We start from the raw sequence: 14964 nt of genomic DNA, 5'->3' as shown, positions 1-14964 counted from the left end.
GACAACAGTTCCGTGGATCGCCGTCGCACAGGCGCGTCGGCTGCCATGATCCACGGGATCCGGGGCGCTACGGTGGACCCGTGCCGAAGGATCCTCACCCCCTCACCCCCGGGCCCGCCCCCCACGTGCCGCCCGTCCTCGACGAGGTCGACCGCGCCATCGTCTCGGCCCTCGTCGCCGACGGGCGCATCTCCAACGCCGCGCTCGCGCGGGCCGTCGGCATCGCCGAGTCCACCTGCGTCGGGCGCGTCCGCTCGCTGCGGGAACGAGGCGTCGTCACCGGCATCCACGCCAGCGTCGACCCCGCGAGGATCGGCCGACCCCTGCAGGCCGTCGTCGCGATCCGCCTCGGCGGGCACGACCGCGAGCAGGTCGACGCGTTCGGCGAGGAGATGGCGCAGCTGCCCGGTGTGCTGTCGGCGCTCAACATCAGCGGCGCCGACGACTTCCTCGTGCACGTGAGCGCCGAGTCCCCCGACCAGCTGCGCGACTTCGTGCTCGACAACATCTCCAGCCGGCCCGGAGTCTCGCACGTCCAGACGTCGCTGATCTTCCGCAGCCACGCCCGTCCGACCCTGCCCTGACCAGCATGTGACCCTCGCTTTTCCTCGCCGCGCGGGATGGCGGGCGCAGTCCTACTGTGACGAGATGGACGACACGAGCATCGTGAGGACGAAGGACGTCGAGACCGTCCTTCGTCAGGGTGACGACGTGGCCGAGGGCCATGCCGGGCTGAGCAAGAACCTCACCGCCAAGGACCTCATGGGGTTCGGCATCGGCATCGTCATCGGGACGGGCATCTTCACGCTCACCGGCACGGGCGCCAAGAACTACGCGGGGCCAGGCATCGTCCTGTCGTTCGTCATCGCCGGCGTCGTCAGCCTGCTGGCAGCCCTCTGCTACGCCGAGCTGGCGGCAGCTGTCCCGACGGCCGGCAGCTCCTACACCTACGCCTACACGACGATCGGCGAGATCTTCGCGTGGATCATCGCGTGGGACCTCATCCTCGAGTTCGCGCTCGGCGCCGCGGTGGTCGCCCGCGGATGGTCGGGCTACCTCCAGGAGGCGTTCTCACTGCCGACGACGTTCTTCGGTGAGGAGTCGAGCGTCAACCTCGGCGCGCTCGGCATCGCGCTCGTCCTCGGCGTCGTCGCCGCCGTCGGCATCCGCGAGTCGAAGTGGGTCACCAACGCCCTCGTCGCCATCAAGGTGTCGGTCTGCCTCTTCGTCATCGTCGTCGGCATCTTCTTCGTCAAGCTGGCCAACCTCTCACCGTTCATCCCGCCGTCGCAGCCGCTCTCCGAGGACCTCCAGACCACCGGTCTCGAGCAGCCGTTCTGGCAGTGGGTCACCGGCGCCACCCCGACCGCGTTCGGCGTCACCGGGGTCTTCGTCGCCGCGGCCATCGTGTTCTTCGCCTACAGCGGCTTCGAGGCCGTCGCCAACCTCGGCGAGGAGACCAAGGACCCGGCCAAGGACATGCCACGCGGCCTCATCGGCACGCTGCTCATCTGCACCTTCCTCTACCTCGCCGTGTGCCTCGTCATCACGGGCATGGTCAAGTACTCCGGCCTGAGCGAAGGCGCCCCCATCTCGGACGCCTTCGACCAGGTCGGCATGGGCTGGGCCTCGGTCCTCATCGGCATCGCCGCCGTCGCCGGGCTGAGCTCGGTGATTCTCGTCGACATCGTCGCGATGGGCCGGATCGGCTACGCCCTGTGCCGCGACGGACTGCTGCCGGCGTCGATCGGCCAGGTGTCCCCGCGCTTCCACACCCCGCTGCGGATCACGGTCGCGACGACCGCCGTCGTCTGCCTGCTCGCCGCGTTCGTCCCGCTCCACACCCTCGCCGAGATGGTGAGCATCGGGACGCTCTTCGCGTTCCTCGTCGTCTCGATCGCCGTCGCCGTGCTGCGCCGGACCAAGCCCCGGCTCGAGCGCCCCTTCCGGACGCCGGCAGTCCCCCTGCTGCCGATCGTCTCGGCGCTGAGCTGCGTCGGTCTCATGGCGAGCCTCGCCGTCGGCACCTGGCTGCGCTTCCTGGCGTGGCTCGCAATCGGCCTCGTCATCTACTTCGCCTACGGCCGACGCCACTCCAACCTCGCCCCCGGCAACCTCGTCGCCACTGGCTACGGCCGACGCCACGACCTGGCCGCCGACACGGACGCGAAGGGCGCGCCCACGCTGGACTAGCGTCACCGCATGCCCCGCCCCAGACGCGCCACCGCGGACGACATCGACGACTGCATGCGCCTGCGGGTGCTCATGTTCGAGGCGATGGGCACACCCCCGGCCGCCCTCGCCGACCCGACGTGGCGTGAGGCCGCACGAGCGTGGTTCACCGCGAAGGTCGACGACGAGCAGACGCTGGTCCTCGTCGTCGAGGAGGAGGGCCAGGTGCTCGCCGGTGGTCTCGCCGAGGTGCTGCCCGCCATCCCGGCGCCGACCCTCCCGCACGGCCGCCTCGGCTTCGTCTCCAACGTCGCCACCCTCCCCCACGCCCGCGGGCGCGGCTTCGCACGGGCGGTCATGACCGAGCTCGTCCGCTGGCTCGAACAGGACGCCGGCGCGGACCGTGTCGACCTCGCCGCCACCGCCGGCGGCGCCGTCATCTACCGCTCCATGGCTTCACGGAGTCGGCGTTCCCGACCATGCGCAGGCTGCCGGACGACCGCGGGAGGTGAGCGCGGGTCCCCTGCACCGCACGGGCCGGCATACGCCGTCGTTCCTCTGCGCCCTCCGTATGCCGCGAGGCGGCCTCCCGGACCGGGAGACCGCCTCGTGGTGGTGACGTGAACGCTCAGTCGTCGCTGTCGTCCTCGAGCTTGTTCGAGCTGGTCTGCTGGACCTGCTTGAGGAACTCGTAGTTCGTCTTGCTCTTGCGGAGCCGGTCGAGCAGCAGCTCGATGCCCTGCTGGCTGTCGAGCGCGGCGAGGACGCGGCGCAGCTTCCACATGATCTTGAGCTCCTCCGGCGCGAGGAGGATCTCCTCGCGGCGGGTGCCCGAGTTGTTGATGTCCACGGCCGGGAAGATCCGGCGGTTGGACAGCCCACGGTCGAGCTTGAGCTCCATGTTGCCGGTGCCCTTGAACTCCTCGAAGATCACCTCGTCCATGCGCGACCCGGTCTCGACGAGCGCGGTCGCGAGGATGGTGAGCGAGCCACCGTTCTCGATGTTGCGCGCGGCGCCGAAGAACTTCTTCGGCGGGTAGAGCGCGGCGGAGTCGACGCCACCGGAGAGGATGCGGCCACTCGCCGGGGCGGCGAGGTTGTAGGCGCGACCGAGCTTGGTGATCGAGTCGAGGAGCACGACGACGTCGTGCCCCATCTCGACCAGACGCTTGGCGCGCTCGATCGACAGCTCGGCGACCGTGGTGTGGTCCTCGGCCGGACGGTCGAAGGTCGAGGCGATGACCTCACCCTTGACCGCGCGCTGCATGTCGGTGACCTCCTCGGGGCGCTCGTCCACGAGCACGACCATGAGGTGGACCTCGGGGTTGTTGGTGGTGATCGCGTTGGCGATCGCCTGCATGACCATCGTCTTGCCGGCCTTGGCCGGGGCGACGATGAGGCCGCGCTGGCCCTTGCCGATCGGCGCGACGAGGTCGATGATCCGGGTCGTGAGGTTCGCCGCGTCGGTCTCGAGGCGCAGGCGGTCCTGCGGGTAGAGCGGCGTGAGCTTGCCGAACTCGGCACGCGTGCGCGCGTCGTCGGAGCTCATGCCGTTGATGGTGTCGAGGCGGGCCAGCGGCGTGTACTTCTGGCGGCTGTTGCGCGAGCCGACGCTCTGCTGCTGCGGCTCCTCGCCCTCGCGCGGGGCCTTGGTCGCGCCGACGACGGCGTCGCCCTTGCGCAGCCCGTTGCGCTTGACCATGCCGAGCGGCACGTAGACGTCGTTGTCGCCCGGGAGGTAGCCCGACGTCCGCACGAACGCGTAGTTGTCGAGGATGTCGAGGATGCCGGCGACGGGGACGAGCACGTCGTCCTCGTGGATCTGGGGCTCGTTCTCGGTCGAGGTCTCCGTGCCGCCCTGGGCGGGGTTGCGGCGCTTGTCGCGGTTGCGGTTGCGGTTGCGACGGCGGCGACCGCTGCGGCCACCCTCGTCGTCGTCGCCGTCCTGGCCCTGCTGGTCGTGCTGCTGGGCCTCGCCGCGGTCGTTGCGGTCGCCGCGGTCGTTGCGGTCGTTGCGGTCCGCACGGTCGTTGCGGTCGCCGCGGTCGTTGCGGTCGTTGCGGTCCGCACGGTCGTTGCGGTCGCCGCGGTCGTTGCGCTCGGTGCGGTCCGCACGGTCGTTGCGGTCGCCGCCGTCGTTGCGGTCCGCACGGTCGTTGCGGTCCGCACGGTCGTTGCGCTCGGTGCGGTCGGCGCGCTGGGCCGGCTCGTCCGCGTCCTGGCTGCGGGCCGCGCGGTCGCCACGGTCACCGCGGTCGTCCTTGAACTGCGTGCGCTCGCCGCGGTCGGAGGTCCGCTGCTCGGACTCGGTCTCACGGGACTCTCGCGTGTCCTTGGACCGGCCCGCGGCATCGGCGTCGCGGCCTCGGCGGGTGCGCTCGGGGCGCTCCTGCGCGGCGGAGCCGTCGGCCTCCGGCGTGTCGGCAGCGGCTGCCTGCGTCGCGTCGGGCGTCTCGGCTCGCGGCGTGGTCTGGCCGGACGACGAGGCACGGCGCGAGCGGCGGGGCTGCTCCTCGGCCGCGGCCGCGGCGGCGACCGGGCCGCTGTCACCGTTCTGGCGCGACTTGATCGCGGCGACGAGGTCGCCCTTGCGCATCTTGGCCGTGCCGGTGATGCCCATGCTCGAGGCGAGCCCCTGGAGCTCCGCGAGGCGCATGGCCGTCAGCGAGCCCGATCGGCGCGGGCCCTGCCCGGATGCCGACGACGCCTCAAGAGTGGTGGTGTCTGTCACGAAGGATCCTTCCCCTCGTCAGTGGGCCCGAGCCACGCGGGGCAGGGGCCGAAAGTGGGTGCCAGGGACCTGGCGGACTGGATCCACGGGGCCTGCCGACATCGGCGAGTGGCACGGCACGACCGGCCCAAGGTGGAGGATGCGAGTCGCGGTAGGCATCGGTGAGATCAGAACCCCTCCGGCATCAACTGCGACCGCGCCACCACAGTAACACCACGGCATACCACGGGGTGGTAGGACGACCGAGCGGCCGGTCAGGCGCTCTCGAGGCCCACACCGCGGCCCGGTATGCCGGGTCGCAGCACCCGCCACGCGTCGCCTCCCGCGGTGCTCACCGCGTCGGCCGTGGCGGTCGTGGCGAGGACGAGGACGCTGGGTCCGGCGCCCGAGACCACAGCAGCGTGCCCCTCCGCCCGGAGCGAGTCGACGAGCGCCATGGAGGCGGGGTACGACGGGCGCCGCGGCTCCTGGTGGAGCCACTCGCGGGTCGCGTCGAGGAGGTGCTGGGGCGCCACCGTGAGCGCGTGGACGAGCAGCGCGGCGCGCGCCGAGTTCGCGGCCGCGTCGGCGAGCCGGACCTGCGCGGGCAGGACGGCGCGGGCCGTCGCGGTGGACAGCTGGGTGCCGGGGGTGAAGACCACCGGCACGACGTCGGGGTGCGGGGCGAGGCGGAGGGTGGTGGTCCCCGTGGCGGGGTCGTCCGACCATGACAGCGTCACACCCCCGAAGACGCTCGCCGACGAGTTGTCGGGATGACCCTCGAGCCGCGCAGCGAGGTCGTTGACGGCCTCGAGATCGATGTCGTCGGCGCTGCGCCCGTCGCGCACCGCCCGCAGAGCGTGGGCGAGAGCGATCCCCGTGACGATGGCCGTCGCGGACGAACCCAGGCCGCGGCCGTGTGGCACGGCGTTGACGCACTCGAGCCGGAGACCGGGCGGCGCCTCCTCGCCCAGGTCCTCGAAGGCGTGGACGAGGCTGCGGTGGACGAGGTGGGTCGCGTCAGTGGGCACACCACCCGCTCCCTCACCCAAGACGTGGATCTCGAGGTCGGTGGAGTCGAGCAGCGTTGCGCGGCAACGATCCCAGACACCCAGGGCCATGCCGACGGAGTCGAAGCCCGGACCAAGGTTGGCGCTGCTCGCCGGCACCCGGACGGTGACCGACGCTCCGGGCTGCCACTCCCCCAACGCTCAGCCCTCGAAGCCGAGGACCTCGGCGACGGCACGTGCCTCGGCACCGACCCGGACCGGCTCGACCTCAGACCCGTCCGCGGTGCGCAGCGCCCATTGGGGGTCCTTGAGCCCGTGGCCGGTGACGGTGCACACGATCGTGGCGTCGGCGGGGACCTCGCCACGCTCGCTCGCCTGGACGAGACCGGCGATGCTCGCGGCCGAGCCCGGCTCGACGAAGATGCCCTCGGTCGAGGACAGCAGCCGGTGGGCGGCGAGGATCTGCTCGTCGGTGACCGACTCGATCCGACCGCCCGACTCGTCGCGGGCGGCCTCGGCCTGCCGCCACGAGGCGGGGTTGCCGATGCGGATCGCGGTCGCGATGGTCTCGGGGTCGTCGACCGGGTGGCCGAGGACGATCGGTGCCGCACCGGCCGCCTGGAAGCCCCACATCTGCGGGGTCCGGGTGGCGACCGCGGGCAGCCCTTCGGCGTCGGTGGCGTACTCGGTGTAGCCGCGCCAGTACGCGGTGATGTTGCCGGCGTTGCCGACGGGCAGGACGTGGATGTCGGGGGCGTCGCCCAGGGCGTCGACGACCTCGAACGCCGCGGTCTTCTGCCCCTCGATGCGGGCCGGGTTGACCGAGTTCACGAGCTCGACCGGGTGGACCTCGGCGAGCTTGCGGGCGACGGTGAGGCAGTTGTCGAAGTTGCCGTCGACCTGGATGAGCGTCGCGCCGTGGGCGATCGCCTGGCTGAGCTTGCCCATCGCGATCTTGCCCTCGGGCACGAGCACCGCGCAGGTCATGCCGGCCTTGGTCGCGTAGGCAGCCGCACTTGCGCTGGTGTTGCCGGTGCTCGCGCAGATGACGGCCTTGGCGCCGCGCCCCTTGGCGTACGAGATCGCCGCGGTCATGCCGCGGTCCTTGAACGACGCCGTCGGGTTGAGCCCTTCGTACTTGACGAGGACGTTGGCCCCGACGAGCTCGGAGAGGTGCTCGGCCTGGATGAGCGGCGTGCCGCCCTCGTGCAGGGTCACGACAGGTGAGCCGGCCAGCATCGGCAGGCGGTCGGCATACTCACGGATCACTCCGCGCCACTGGTGTGCCACGTCAGGCTCCTTCCACGCGCATCCACGAGACGACCTCGTCGACGGTCTCGAGACCCGCGAGCGCCTCGACCGTCGCGGCCAGCGCCGAGTCGGGGGCACGGTGGGTGACGATGACGAGCGAGGCTCGCGAGTCGTCGCCCTCGCCCAGCACGCGCTGGCGTACGGTCTCGATCGACACGTCGTGGTCGGCGAACGCCGAGGCGACCTGCGCGAGGACGCCCGGGCGGTCGGCCACGGCGAGGCTGATGTGGTACCTCGTCGACGCGTGACCCATGGGGACGACGGGCAGGTCGGCGTAGGCGGACTCGACCGGGCCGTGGCCACCGGCGAGGCGGTGGCGGGCGACCGCGACGACGTCACCGAGGACGGCCGAGGACGTGGGGTCGCCCCCCGCTCCCTTGCCGTAGAACATGAGCTCGCCGGCTGCGGACGCCTCGACGAAGACGGCGTTGTAGGCGTCGCGGACCGAGGCGAGCGGGTGGCTGCGGTGGATCATCGCCGGGTGCACGCGGACGGTGACGCCGCTCGGGACGCCGGCGTCGTCACGCTGGAGCTCGCAGATCGCGAGCAGCTTGACCACGGCGTCCATGTCGCGTGCGGCCTGGACGTCGGCGGCCGTGACCTCGGTGATGCCCTCGCGGTGGACGTCGCCGCTGGCGACCCGGGTGTGGAAGGCCAGGGACGCGAGGATCGCCGCCTTGGCCGCGGCGTCGAAGCCCTCGACGTCGGCAGTGGGGTCCGCCTCGGCGTAGCCGAGCGCCTGCGCCTGCTCGACCGTCTCGGCGAAGCCCGCACCGGTGGTGTCCATCTTGTCGAGGACGAAGTTGGTCGTGCCGTTGACGATGCCGAGCACCCTCACGACGTCGTCGCCGACGAGCGACTCACGCATGGGCCGAACGATCGGGATGGCGCCGGCGACCGCGGCCTCGTAGTAGAGGTCGACGCCGTGCTCGGCGGCCGCGGCGTACAGGGTCGGTCCGTCCTCGGCCAGGAGTGCCTTGTTGGCGGTGACGACCGAGGCTCCGTGCTCCATCGCAGTGAGGATGAGTCCGCGGGCCGGGTCGATGCCGCCGATGACCTCGATGACGATGTCGGCGCTGCGCACGAGGGTGTCGGCGTCCGCGGTGAACAGGGCCGGGTCGACGGGGACGTCGGGGCGCGGGCGGTCGGGACGGCGGACGGCGATGCCGATGAGCTCGAGCCGGGCCCCGACGCGGGCGGCGAGGTCGTCGCCGTTGGTGACGAGCATCGTGGCGACGGAGGATCCCACGACACCGCACCCGAGGAGCGCGACCTTGAGGGTGGGCGCGTCGGACCCGGTGGCAGCCATCTCGGTGGGGTTCTCCTCAGCAGGCGTGGGGCTCGACATCACAGCTCCCCGACGTCGAGCGCGAGCAGGTCGTCGATGGTCTCACGGCGCACGATGACCCGTGCCAGGCCGTCTCGGACCGCGAGCACCGGCGGACGAGGGGTGTGGTTGTACTGGCTGGACAGCGCCCGGCAGTAGGCGCCGGTCCCCGGGACGGCGATGAGATCGCCCGGTCCGGTGTCAGCCGGGAGCCACTCGTCCTGCACGACGATGTCGCCGCTCTCGCAGTGCTTGCCGACGACCCGGGCCAGCATGGGCGCCGCGTCGGAGCTGCGGTTGGCCAGGGTGCAGGAGTAGTCGGCCTCGTAGAGCGCCGGCCGCACGTTGTCGCTCATGCCGCCGTCGACCGAGATGTAGGTGCGGGCATGGGTGTCGCCCAGCGCGACCTCCTTGACGGTGCCGACCTCGTAGAGCGTGAACGTCGACGGCCCGACGATCGCGCGGCCCGGCTCGATCGACACCCTCGGCACGCGGGAGAGGTCGCCGTCGCCGATCGCCTTGAACTCGCGTCCGACGATGTCGGCCAGCTGCTCCCCGAGCTCGGCGGGCGACATGGGCGTGTGCTGCGACGTGTAGGCCATGCCGAAGCCGCCGCCGAGGTCCATCTCGGGGCAATCGTGTCCGAGCTCGTCGGCGATGAGCGCGTGCAGGCCGATGAGACGCCGGGCGCTCATCTCGAAGCCACCGGTGTCGAAGATCTGGCTGCCGATGTGCGAGTGCAGCCCGCGCAGGTCGAGCGAGTCGCGGGCGAGGACGGCCCTGGCCGCCTCGAGGGCCTGGCCACCGGCGAGGCTGAAGCCGAACTTCTGGTCCTCGTGACCGGTGGCGATGAACTCGTGCGTGTGCGCCTCGACGCCGACGGTCACGCGGATCATCACGGGAGCCACGACGTCGCGCTCGGCGGCGAGCTCGGCGACCCGCTCGATCTCGACGAACGAGTCGACGACGATCCGCCCGACGCCGTAGTCGAGGGCCGCGCGGATCTCGTCGAGCGACTTGTTGTTGCCGTGGAATCCGATGCGCTGCGCCGGGAAGCCGGCACGCTGAGCCACGGCGAGCTCGCCGCCGCTGCAGACATCGAGCGAAAGTCCCTCCTCCGCAACCCATCGCGCCACCGACGTGCAGAGGAACGCCTTGCCCGCGTAGTAGACGTCGGCACCACCGCAGACCGTCTCGAACGGTGCCGCGAACTCGTCGCGGAACGCGCTCGCCCGCGCGCGGAAGTCGCCTTCGTCCACGACGTATGCCGCCGTCCCGAACTCGCGCGCGATGCTCACCACGTCGACTCCGGCGACCTGCAGGCGGCCCTCGTCGTCACGGCACACGGACTCCGGCCAGAGCTGCGGGAGCAGCGCCATGACGTCGTCGGGGTAGGGCAGGTACAGCGGCGGGCCGCCGTAGCCCTCGGCGTGGAGCGCACCGGCCTCGTGCGAACGCATCGGTCAGGACCTCACATCCGCTCGGGCGCGCTGACGCCGAGCAGGTCGAGGCCGTTGGCGAGCACCTGGCGGGTGGCGTCGTTGAGCCACAGGCGGGTCCGGTGGAGGTCGGTGACCTCCTCCTCGGCGTTCATCGGCCGGACCCGGCAGGTGTCGTACCACTTGTGGTAGCGGCCGGCGAGGTCCTCGAGGTAGCGGGCGACCCGGTGCGGTTCGCGCAGGTGCGCGGCCTGGGCGACGACCCGGGGGAAGTCGCCGAGCGTCGCCAGCAGCGTCGCCTCGGTGGGGTCGGCGAGCAGGGAAGGGTCGAACCCGTCCTCGCGGCGCACGCCGTCCTCCCCTGCGAGCCGCGCGACGTTGGCGGTGCGGGCGTGGGCGTACTGGACGTAGAAGACCGGGTTGTCGTTGGTCTGCTTGCGCAGCTCCTCGCCGTCCAGGCTCAGCGGGCTGTCCGCCGGGTAGCGCGCCAGCGAGTAGCGGACGGCATCGCTGCCGATCCAGTTGAGCAGGTCGTTGAGTTCGATGATGTTGCCCGCCCGCTTCGACAGCTTGGCGCCGTTGAGGTTGACCAGCTGGCCGATGCGGACGTCGATGTTGACCTCGGCGTCGTCACCGGCCGCGGACGCGATCGCCTTGAGCCGGTTGATGTAGCCGTGGTGGTCGGCGCCGAGGAGGTAGATCTTCTCGGTGAAGCCGCGGTCCTTCTTGCTCAGGTAGTAGGCAGCGTCGGCGGCGAAGTAGGTCGGCTCGCCGTTGGCCCGGATGAGCACGCGGTCCTTGTCGTCGGTGAAGTCGGTCGTGCGCAGCCACACCGCACCGCCCTCGTCGAAGACGTGACCCTGCTCGCGCAGCCGCTCGACGGCCTTCTCGACCGCGCCGCCCTCGTGGAGCTCGTTCTCGGAGAACCAGACGTCGAAGAAGACACCGAACCGCTCGAGCGTCGCCCGGATCTCGGCGAGCTGCGCCTCGTAGGCCAGCGGGCGGGTGACCGCGACGGCCTCGTCCTCGGGGAGGTCGAGCACGTCGGGACGCTGCTCGACGACTGCGGCGGCGAGCTCACCGATGTAGGCGCCCGGGTAGCCGCCCTCGGGGGTCGGCTGACCCTTGGCCGCGGCGAGGACGCTCAGGGCGAACTTGTCCATCTGGGCGCCGGCGTCGTTGATGTAGTACTCGGCAGTGACGTCCGCGCCCGACGCGGTGAGGAGACGGCGCATCGAGTCGCCGAGCGCGGCCCAGCGCGTGTGGCCGATGTGCAGCGGCCCTGTGGGGTTGGCCGAGATGAACTCGAGGTTGATCGTGTGCCCGGCCTCGGAGTCGTTGTGCCCGTATGCCGTCCCGCTCTCGACGATGCTTCGGGCCAGCTCGCCCGCGCTGGCCGTGTCGAGGGCGATGTTGAGGAAGCCCGGTCCGGCGACGTCGACCGCTGCGATGCCCTCGACCTGCCCGAGACGCGAGGCGAGGGAGGTCGCGAGCTCGCGCGGCGGCATACCGGCGGGCTTGGCCAGCTGGAGCGCGATGTTGGTCGACCAGTCGCCGTGGTCGCGGTTCCTCGGTCGCTCGACACGCACCTCTGCGGGGATCTCGGCGGTGAAGTCACCGGCGGCAGTGGCCTCGAGCAGGGCAGCCCGGATCGCGGACGAGAGTTCTTCGGGAGTCACCCCCGAAGTCTATTGGCCGGGTGCTGCGGGCCTGCCGTCGGTCGCGAGGCGTGAGACGACCTCGACGAGCTCGACCGGGTCGAACGGCTTGGCGACGAACGCGTCGAACCCGGCGAGCGCCGCCTCGCTGCGGTCGTGAGCCGTCGTCGACGCCGTGACGAGCACGGTCGGGACGTGGGCGAGGCGCGGGTGCGACCGGATCGCGGCGATGGCCCACCAGCCGTCGCGGCGTGGGGTCTGCGCGTCGAGGAGGATGACGTCGGGCACCCGCGCGGAGGGGTCGATGAGCCGGCTCATCGCCTCGTGACCGTCGACGGCCTCGAGGACGTCGAAGCCCTCGAGCTCGAGGTTGATGCGGATGATGTCGCGGATCGAGTCGATGTCGTCGCACACGAGAACCAGGGGTGGCGGCGTCACCGCCACGGCAATCTGCCCTGATTCCATGGTGGGAACTCTAGGCTGCTACCCTCCCTCACGCCCCACAAACGGTCCGCATCGTCATCATTCGGACATGTTGAGCCCCCGTAGCTCAGGGGATAGAGCACCGCCCTCCGGAGGCGGGAGCGCAGGTTCGAATCCTGCCGGGGGCACCAACGACGAAAGACCTGGATTGCGCGAAGCGCGTTCCAGGTCTTTCGTCGTTGGTGCCCACGGCAGAAGCAACAGGCGCCTCGAACGCAGTGAGAGCGCCGGCGGGGGCACGCGGAGAAGGCCGGTGAATGGCGCGGAGCGTCAGTACACCGGCCTTTCGCGTGCCCCCGGCGGGGGCACCGCGAGGTCGCCCGACGCAGTCGGGTCGGGTTCAGGGCCGCAGGCCCGTGCCGTGCCGGACCACAGCCCGTCAGCCGCGTTGGGACGAGTCGGTCACCTCGCCGACGAGCTCCTCGATGACGTCCTCGAGGAAGACGACACCGAGCACCTCGCCGTCGTCGGCCACGACCCGCGCCAGGTGCGACCCCGTGCGCTGCATCGTCGCGAGCACCGACTCGACCTCGTCGTCACGTCGCACGTTGGCCATCCGACGGATGCGCTTGGCCGGCACCGGCTGGAGCCGCTCGTCCTCGCCGGCGAAGAGCACGTCCTTGAGGTGGAGGTAGCCGGTGAGCGTCCCGTCGCGGCCGGCGACCGGGTAGCGGGAGAAGCCGTGACGGGCGACGAGCCGCTCGATCTCGTCGGGCGTGGTCTCGAGCCCGACGGTGACGAGCTCCTCGAGCGGGACGCCGACGTCGCGCGCGTCCTTGTCGCTGAACTCGAGGGCCGCGCCGAGCAGGCCGTACTGCTCCGCCTCGACGAGTCCCTCCTTGTGCGACTCGGAGACGATCTGGGCGACCTCCTCCGCGGTGAACGCCGACGCGAGCTCGTCCTTGGGGTCGACACCGAGCGCCCGCACGAGCAGCTTGGACACCCAGTCCATGGCGGCGATGACGGGCCTGACGATGCGCGAGACGACGACGAGCGCCGGCACGAGGGCGATCGCGGCCCGCTCCGGCGTGGCGATGGAGATGTTCTTCGGGATCATCTCGCCGACGACGACGTGGAGGAACACGACCACGAGGAGGGCGAGGACCAGGGCGAGGACGTCCGCGAGCGCCTCGGGTGCGCCCACCGCCTCGACGGGACCGACGAGGGCGTGGTGCAGCGCCGACTCCGAGACCGCGCCGAGGAGGACCGAGCAGACCGTGATGCCGAGCTGGGCGGTCGCGAGCAGGATCCCGGTGCGCGACATGGCGTCGAGCGCCGTTCGCGCACCCTTGCTCCCCTCCTCTGCGAGCGGCTCGAGCTGGCTGCGCCGGGCCGACATGGCCGCGAACTCGGCGCCGACGAAGAACGCGTTGGCGAGGAGCAGGACGACGGTGATGAGGATGGTTCCGACGCTCATGCCGGCGCCCCCTCGTCCTCGTCGGCGTGCGGCGTGGTCGCATCACCCTCGACCGGGACGGGCACGGGCGCGAAGCGCAGCCGGTCCACCCGGCGGCCCTCCATGTCGACCACCGTGATCCGCCAGCCGGGGAGCTCGACGACCTCGCCGACCGCGGGGACGCGGCCGAGCTCGGACATCACGAAGCCCGCGACGGTCTCGTATGCCGGCCCCTCGGGGATGTCGATGCCGGTGCGCCTCTTGACCTCGTCGGGCCTCCAGAGGCCGGGGACGGTCCAGGAGCCGTCGGCCTGCTGGCGTCCGGTCGTCTGGCTGCGGTCGTGCTCGTCGGACACCTCGCCGACGATCTCCTCGACGAGGTCCTCGAGCGTGACGACGCCCGAGGTGCCGCCGTACTCGTCGACGACGATGGCGAACTGCTGACCGCTGTCGCGCAGGTGGATGAGGAGCGGGTCGAGCCGGATCGTCTCCGGGACGACGAGCGGCGGGGTCATGAGCGCGGACACCGGGACGTCGTCGCGTCGCTCGTGCGGGACGGCGATGGCTTTCTTGACGTGGACGACGCCGTCGACGTCGTCCCAGTCGTCGTCGATGACGGGGAAGCGCGAGTGTCCGGTCTGGCGGGCGAGCTCGACGCACTCGCGGGCGGAGGCACCCCGGTCGATCGCCGTGGCGCGCGAGCGGGGGGTCATGACGTCGGCCGCGGTCTGCGCGCCGAAGCCGAGCGAGGCGGTGACGAGGCGGGCGGTGCCGAGGTCGAGGGTCCCGGCCTCGGCGGAGGTGCGGACGAGCGAGGCCAGCTCGGCGGGGCTGCGCGCGGCGGACAGCTCCTCCTGGGGCTCGACCCCCATCGCGCGCAGCGCCGAGTTGGCGGCGCCATTGAGCACGAGGATCATCGGCCGGAACGCGAGCGCGAACCACCGCACGGGCGCGGCGACGACCTTGGCCGTCGCGAGCGGCGTCGAGATGGCGAGGGTCTTGGGGACCATCTCGCCGACGATCATCGAGAAGACGGTGGCGAGGACCATGGCGAGGACCGAGCCGACGCGGGACGCCAGCGGCTCGCCGAGCCCGGCCGACTCGAGCGGGCCACGCAGCAGCGCGCCGATCGAGGGGTTGGCGAGGAAGCCCAGCACCAGCGTGGTGAGGGTGATCCCCACCTGCGAGGCGGAGAGCTGGGTCGAGAGGCTGCGCAGCGACGAGAGCACGGTGCGGGCCCGCGTGTCACCGCGCTCGACGGCCTTCTCGACCGAGGGACGGTCCAGGGCGACGAGCGCGAACTCGGCAGCGACGAACAGGGCGGTCCCCAGCGTCAGCGCGATGCCGGCGAGGACGAGTAACCACTCGGTCATAGTGGAGCCATCCTAGGGAAGCCCTGCGCGAACGGGGACCTCGCCGGCTCCCCGGACCCGCGGTTCATCCTCTGGAGGGACTCGC

Annotated in this window: 12 protein-coding genes and 1 tRNA gene; 4 read left to right on the top strand and 9 right to left on the bottom strand. The window is 71.5% G+C overall.

Going from position 1 to position 14964, the window contains the following annotated elements; genetic code table 11:
* Positions 1-80: 80 nt before the first annotated feature.
* The 3 genes from ACSQ11_RS10855 to ACSQ11_RS10845 all read left to right on the top strand — a co-directional run bounded on the left by ACSQ11_RS10855 (position 81) and on the right by ACSQ11_RS10845 (position 2796).
* Positions 81-584, top strand: a complete 504-nt coding sequence (locus tag ACSQ11_RS10855; protein ID WP_436005235.1) for an Lrp/AsnC family transcriptional regulator — start codon at positions 81-83, stop codon at positions 582-584.
* Positions 585-648: 64 nt separating this feature from the next.
* On the top strand, positions 649-2193 hold the full coding sequence (locus tag ACSQ11_RS10850; RefSeq protein ID WP_436005233.1) for an APC family permease: 1545 nt from the start codon (positions 649-651) through the stop codon (positions 2191-2193).
* Between the two features lie 9 nt (positions 2194-2202).
* Positions 2203-2796 (top strand): N-acetyltransferase family protein, encoded by a 594-nt coding sequence (locus tag ACSQ11_RS10845; RefSeq protein WP_436005231.1) that lies wholly within the window; start codon positions 2203-2205, stop codon positions 2794-2796.
* A 4-nt stretch (positions 2797-2800) separates the two neighbouring features.
* Here ACSQ11_RS10845 and rho read toward each other — a convergent pair whose 3' ends face one another.
* The 7 genes from rho to ACSQ11_RS10810 all read right to left on the bottom strand — a co-directional run bounded on the left by rho (position 2801) and on the right by ACSQ11_RS10810 (position 12092).
* Positions 2801-4903, bottom strand: coding sequence for a transcription termination factor Rho (rho, locus tag ACSQ11_RS10840; protein ID WP_436005229.1), 2103 nt, complete (start codon positions 4901-4903; stop codon positions 2801-2803).
* Positions 4904-5157: 254 nt separating this feature from the next.
* Positions 5158-6090: a homoserine kinase gene (gene thrB / locus ACSQ11_RS10835; RefSeq protein WP_436005227.1), complete on the bottom strand. Its 933-nt coding sequence runs from the start codon at positions 6088-6090 to the stop codon at positions 5158-5160.
* Positions 6091-6093: 3 nt separating this feature from the next.
* Positions 6094-7182 carry a threonine synthase gene (gene thrC, locus ACSQ11_RS10830; RefSeq protein ID WP_436005225.1) on the bottom strand — a complete coding sequence of 363 codons (1089 nt, stop codon included), beginning with the start codon at positions 7180-7182 and terminating at the stop codon, positions 6094-6096.
* A 1-nt stretch (position 7183) separates the two neighbouring features.
* Positions 7184-8512, bottom strand: a complete 1329-nt coding sequence (locus ACSQ11_RS10825) for a homoserine dehydrogenase (RefSeq protein ID WP_436006757.1) — start codon at positions 8510-8512, stop codon at positions 7184-7186.
* Between the two features lie 38 nt (positions 8513-8550).
* Positions 8551-9990: a diaminopimelate decarboxylase gene (lysA, locus tag ACSQ11_RS10820; protein WP_436005223.1), complete on the bottom strand. Its 1440-nt coding sequence runs from the start codon at positions 9988-9990 to the stop codon at positions 8551-8553.
* A gap of 11 nt (positions 9991-10001) precedes the next feature.
* Positions 10002-11648, bottom strand: a complete 1647-nt coding sequence (gene argS, locus ACSQ11_RS10815; RefSeq protein ID WP_436005221.1) for an arginine--tRNA ligase — start codon at positions 11646-11648, stop codon at positions 10002-10004.
* Positions 11649-11657: 9 nt separating this feature from the next.
* Entirely contained in the window at positions 11658-12092 is a 435-nt protein-coding gene (locus ACSQ11_RS10810; RefSeq protein WP_436005219.1) for a response regulator, read from the bottom strand.
* 74 nt (positions 12093-12166) lie between these two features.
* Between ACSQ11_RS10810 and ACSQ11_RS10805 the strand changes: the two genes are divergently transcribed.
* Positions 12167-12241: transfer RNA gene (locus tag ACSQ11_RS10805), tRNA-Arg, on the top strand.
* 248 nt (positions 12242-12489) lie between these two features.
* Here the strand turns inward: ACSQ11_RS10805 and ACSQ11_RS10800 are convergent.
* Both ACSQ11_RS10800 and ACSQ11_RS10795 read right to left on the bottom strand, forming a co-directional pair.
* Positions 12490-13527, bottom strand: a complete 1038-nt coding sequence (locus ACSQ11_RS10800; protein WP_436005217.1) for a hemolysin family protein — start codon at positions 13525-13527, stop codon at positions 12490-12492.
* Positions 13524-14879, bottom strand: coding sequence for a hemolysin family protein (locus ACSQ11_RS10795; protein ID WP_436005216.1), 1356 nt, complete (start codon positions 14877-14879; stop codon positions 13524-13526). Before ACSQ11_RS10795 ends, ACSQ11_RS10800 begins: the two co-directional genes overlap by 4 nt.
* Positions 14880-14964: the final 85 nt, after the last annotated feature.

Source organism: Knoellia sp. LjRoot47, from assembly GCF_964253435.1.
In the GTDB taxonomy this organism is placed as follows: domain Bacteria; phylum Actinomycetota; class Actinomycetes; order Actinomycetales; family Dermatophilaceae; genus Knoellia.
Note: the sequence above shows the minus strand (reverse complement) of the source record. Positions and strands in the feature narration are given on the sequence as shown.

Coding starts and splice junctions, on each gene's coding strand:
- ACSQ11_RS10845 (WP_436005231.1), top strand. CDS start 2,203: ATGCCCCGCCCCAGACGCGCCACCGCGGACGACATCGACGACTGCATG.
- ACSQ11_RS10795 (WP_436005216.1), bottom strand. CDS start 14,879: ATGACCGAGTGGTTACTCGTCCTCGCCGGCATCGCGCTGACGCTGGGG.
- lysA (WP_436005223.1), bottom strand. CDS start 9,990: ATGCGTTCGCACGAGGCCGGTGCGCTCCACGCCGAGGGCTACGGCGGC.
- ACSQ11_RS10810 (WP_436005219.1), bottom strand. CDS start 12,092: ATGGAATCAGGGCAGATTGCCGTGGCGGTGACGCCGCCACCCCTGGTT.
- ACSQ11_RS10800 (WP_436005217.1), bottom strand. CDS start 13,527: ATGAGCGTCGGAACCATCCTCATCACCGTCGTCCTGCTCCTCGCCAAC.
- ACSQ11_RS10825 (WP_436006757.1), bottom strand. CDS start 8,512: ATGGCTGCCACCGGGTCCGACGCGCCCACCCTCAAGGTCGCGCTCCTC.
- ACSQ11_RS10850 (WP_436005233.1), top strand. CDS start 649: ATGGACGACACGAGCATCGTGAGGACGAAGGACGTCGAGACCGTCCTT.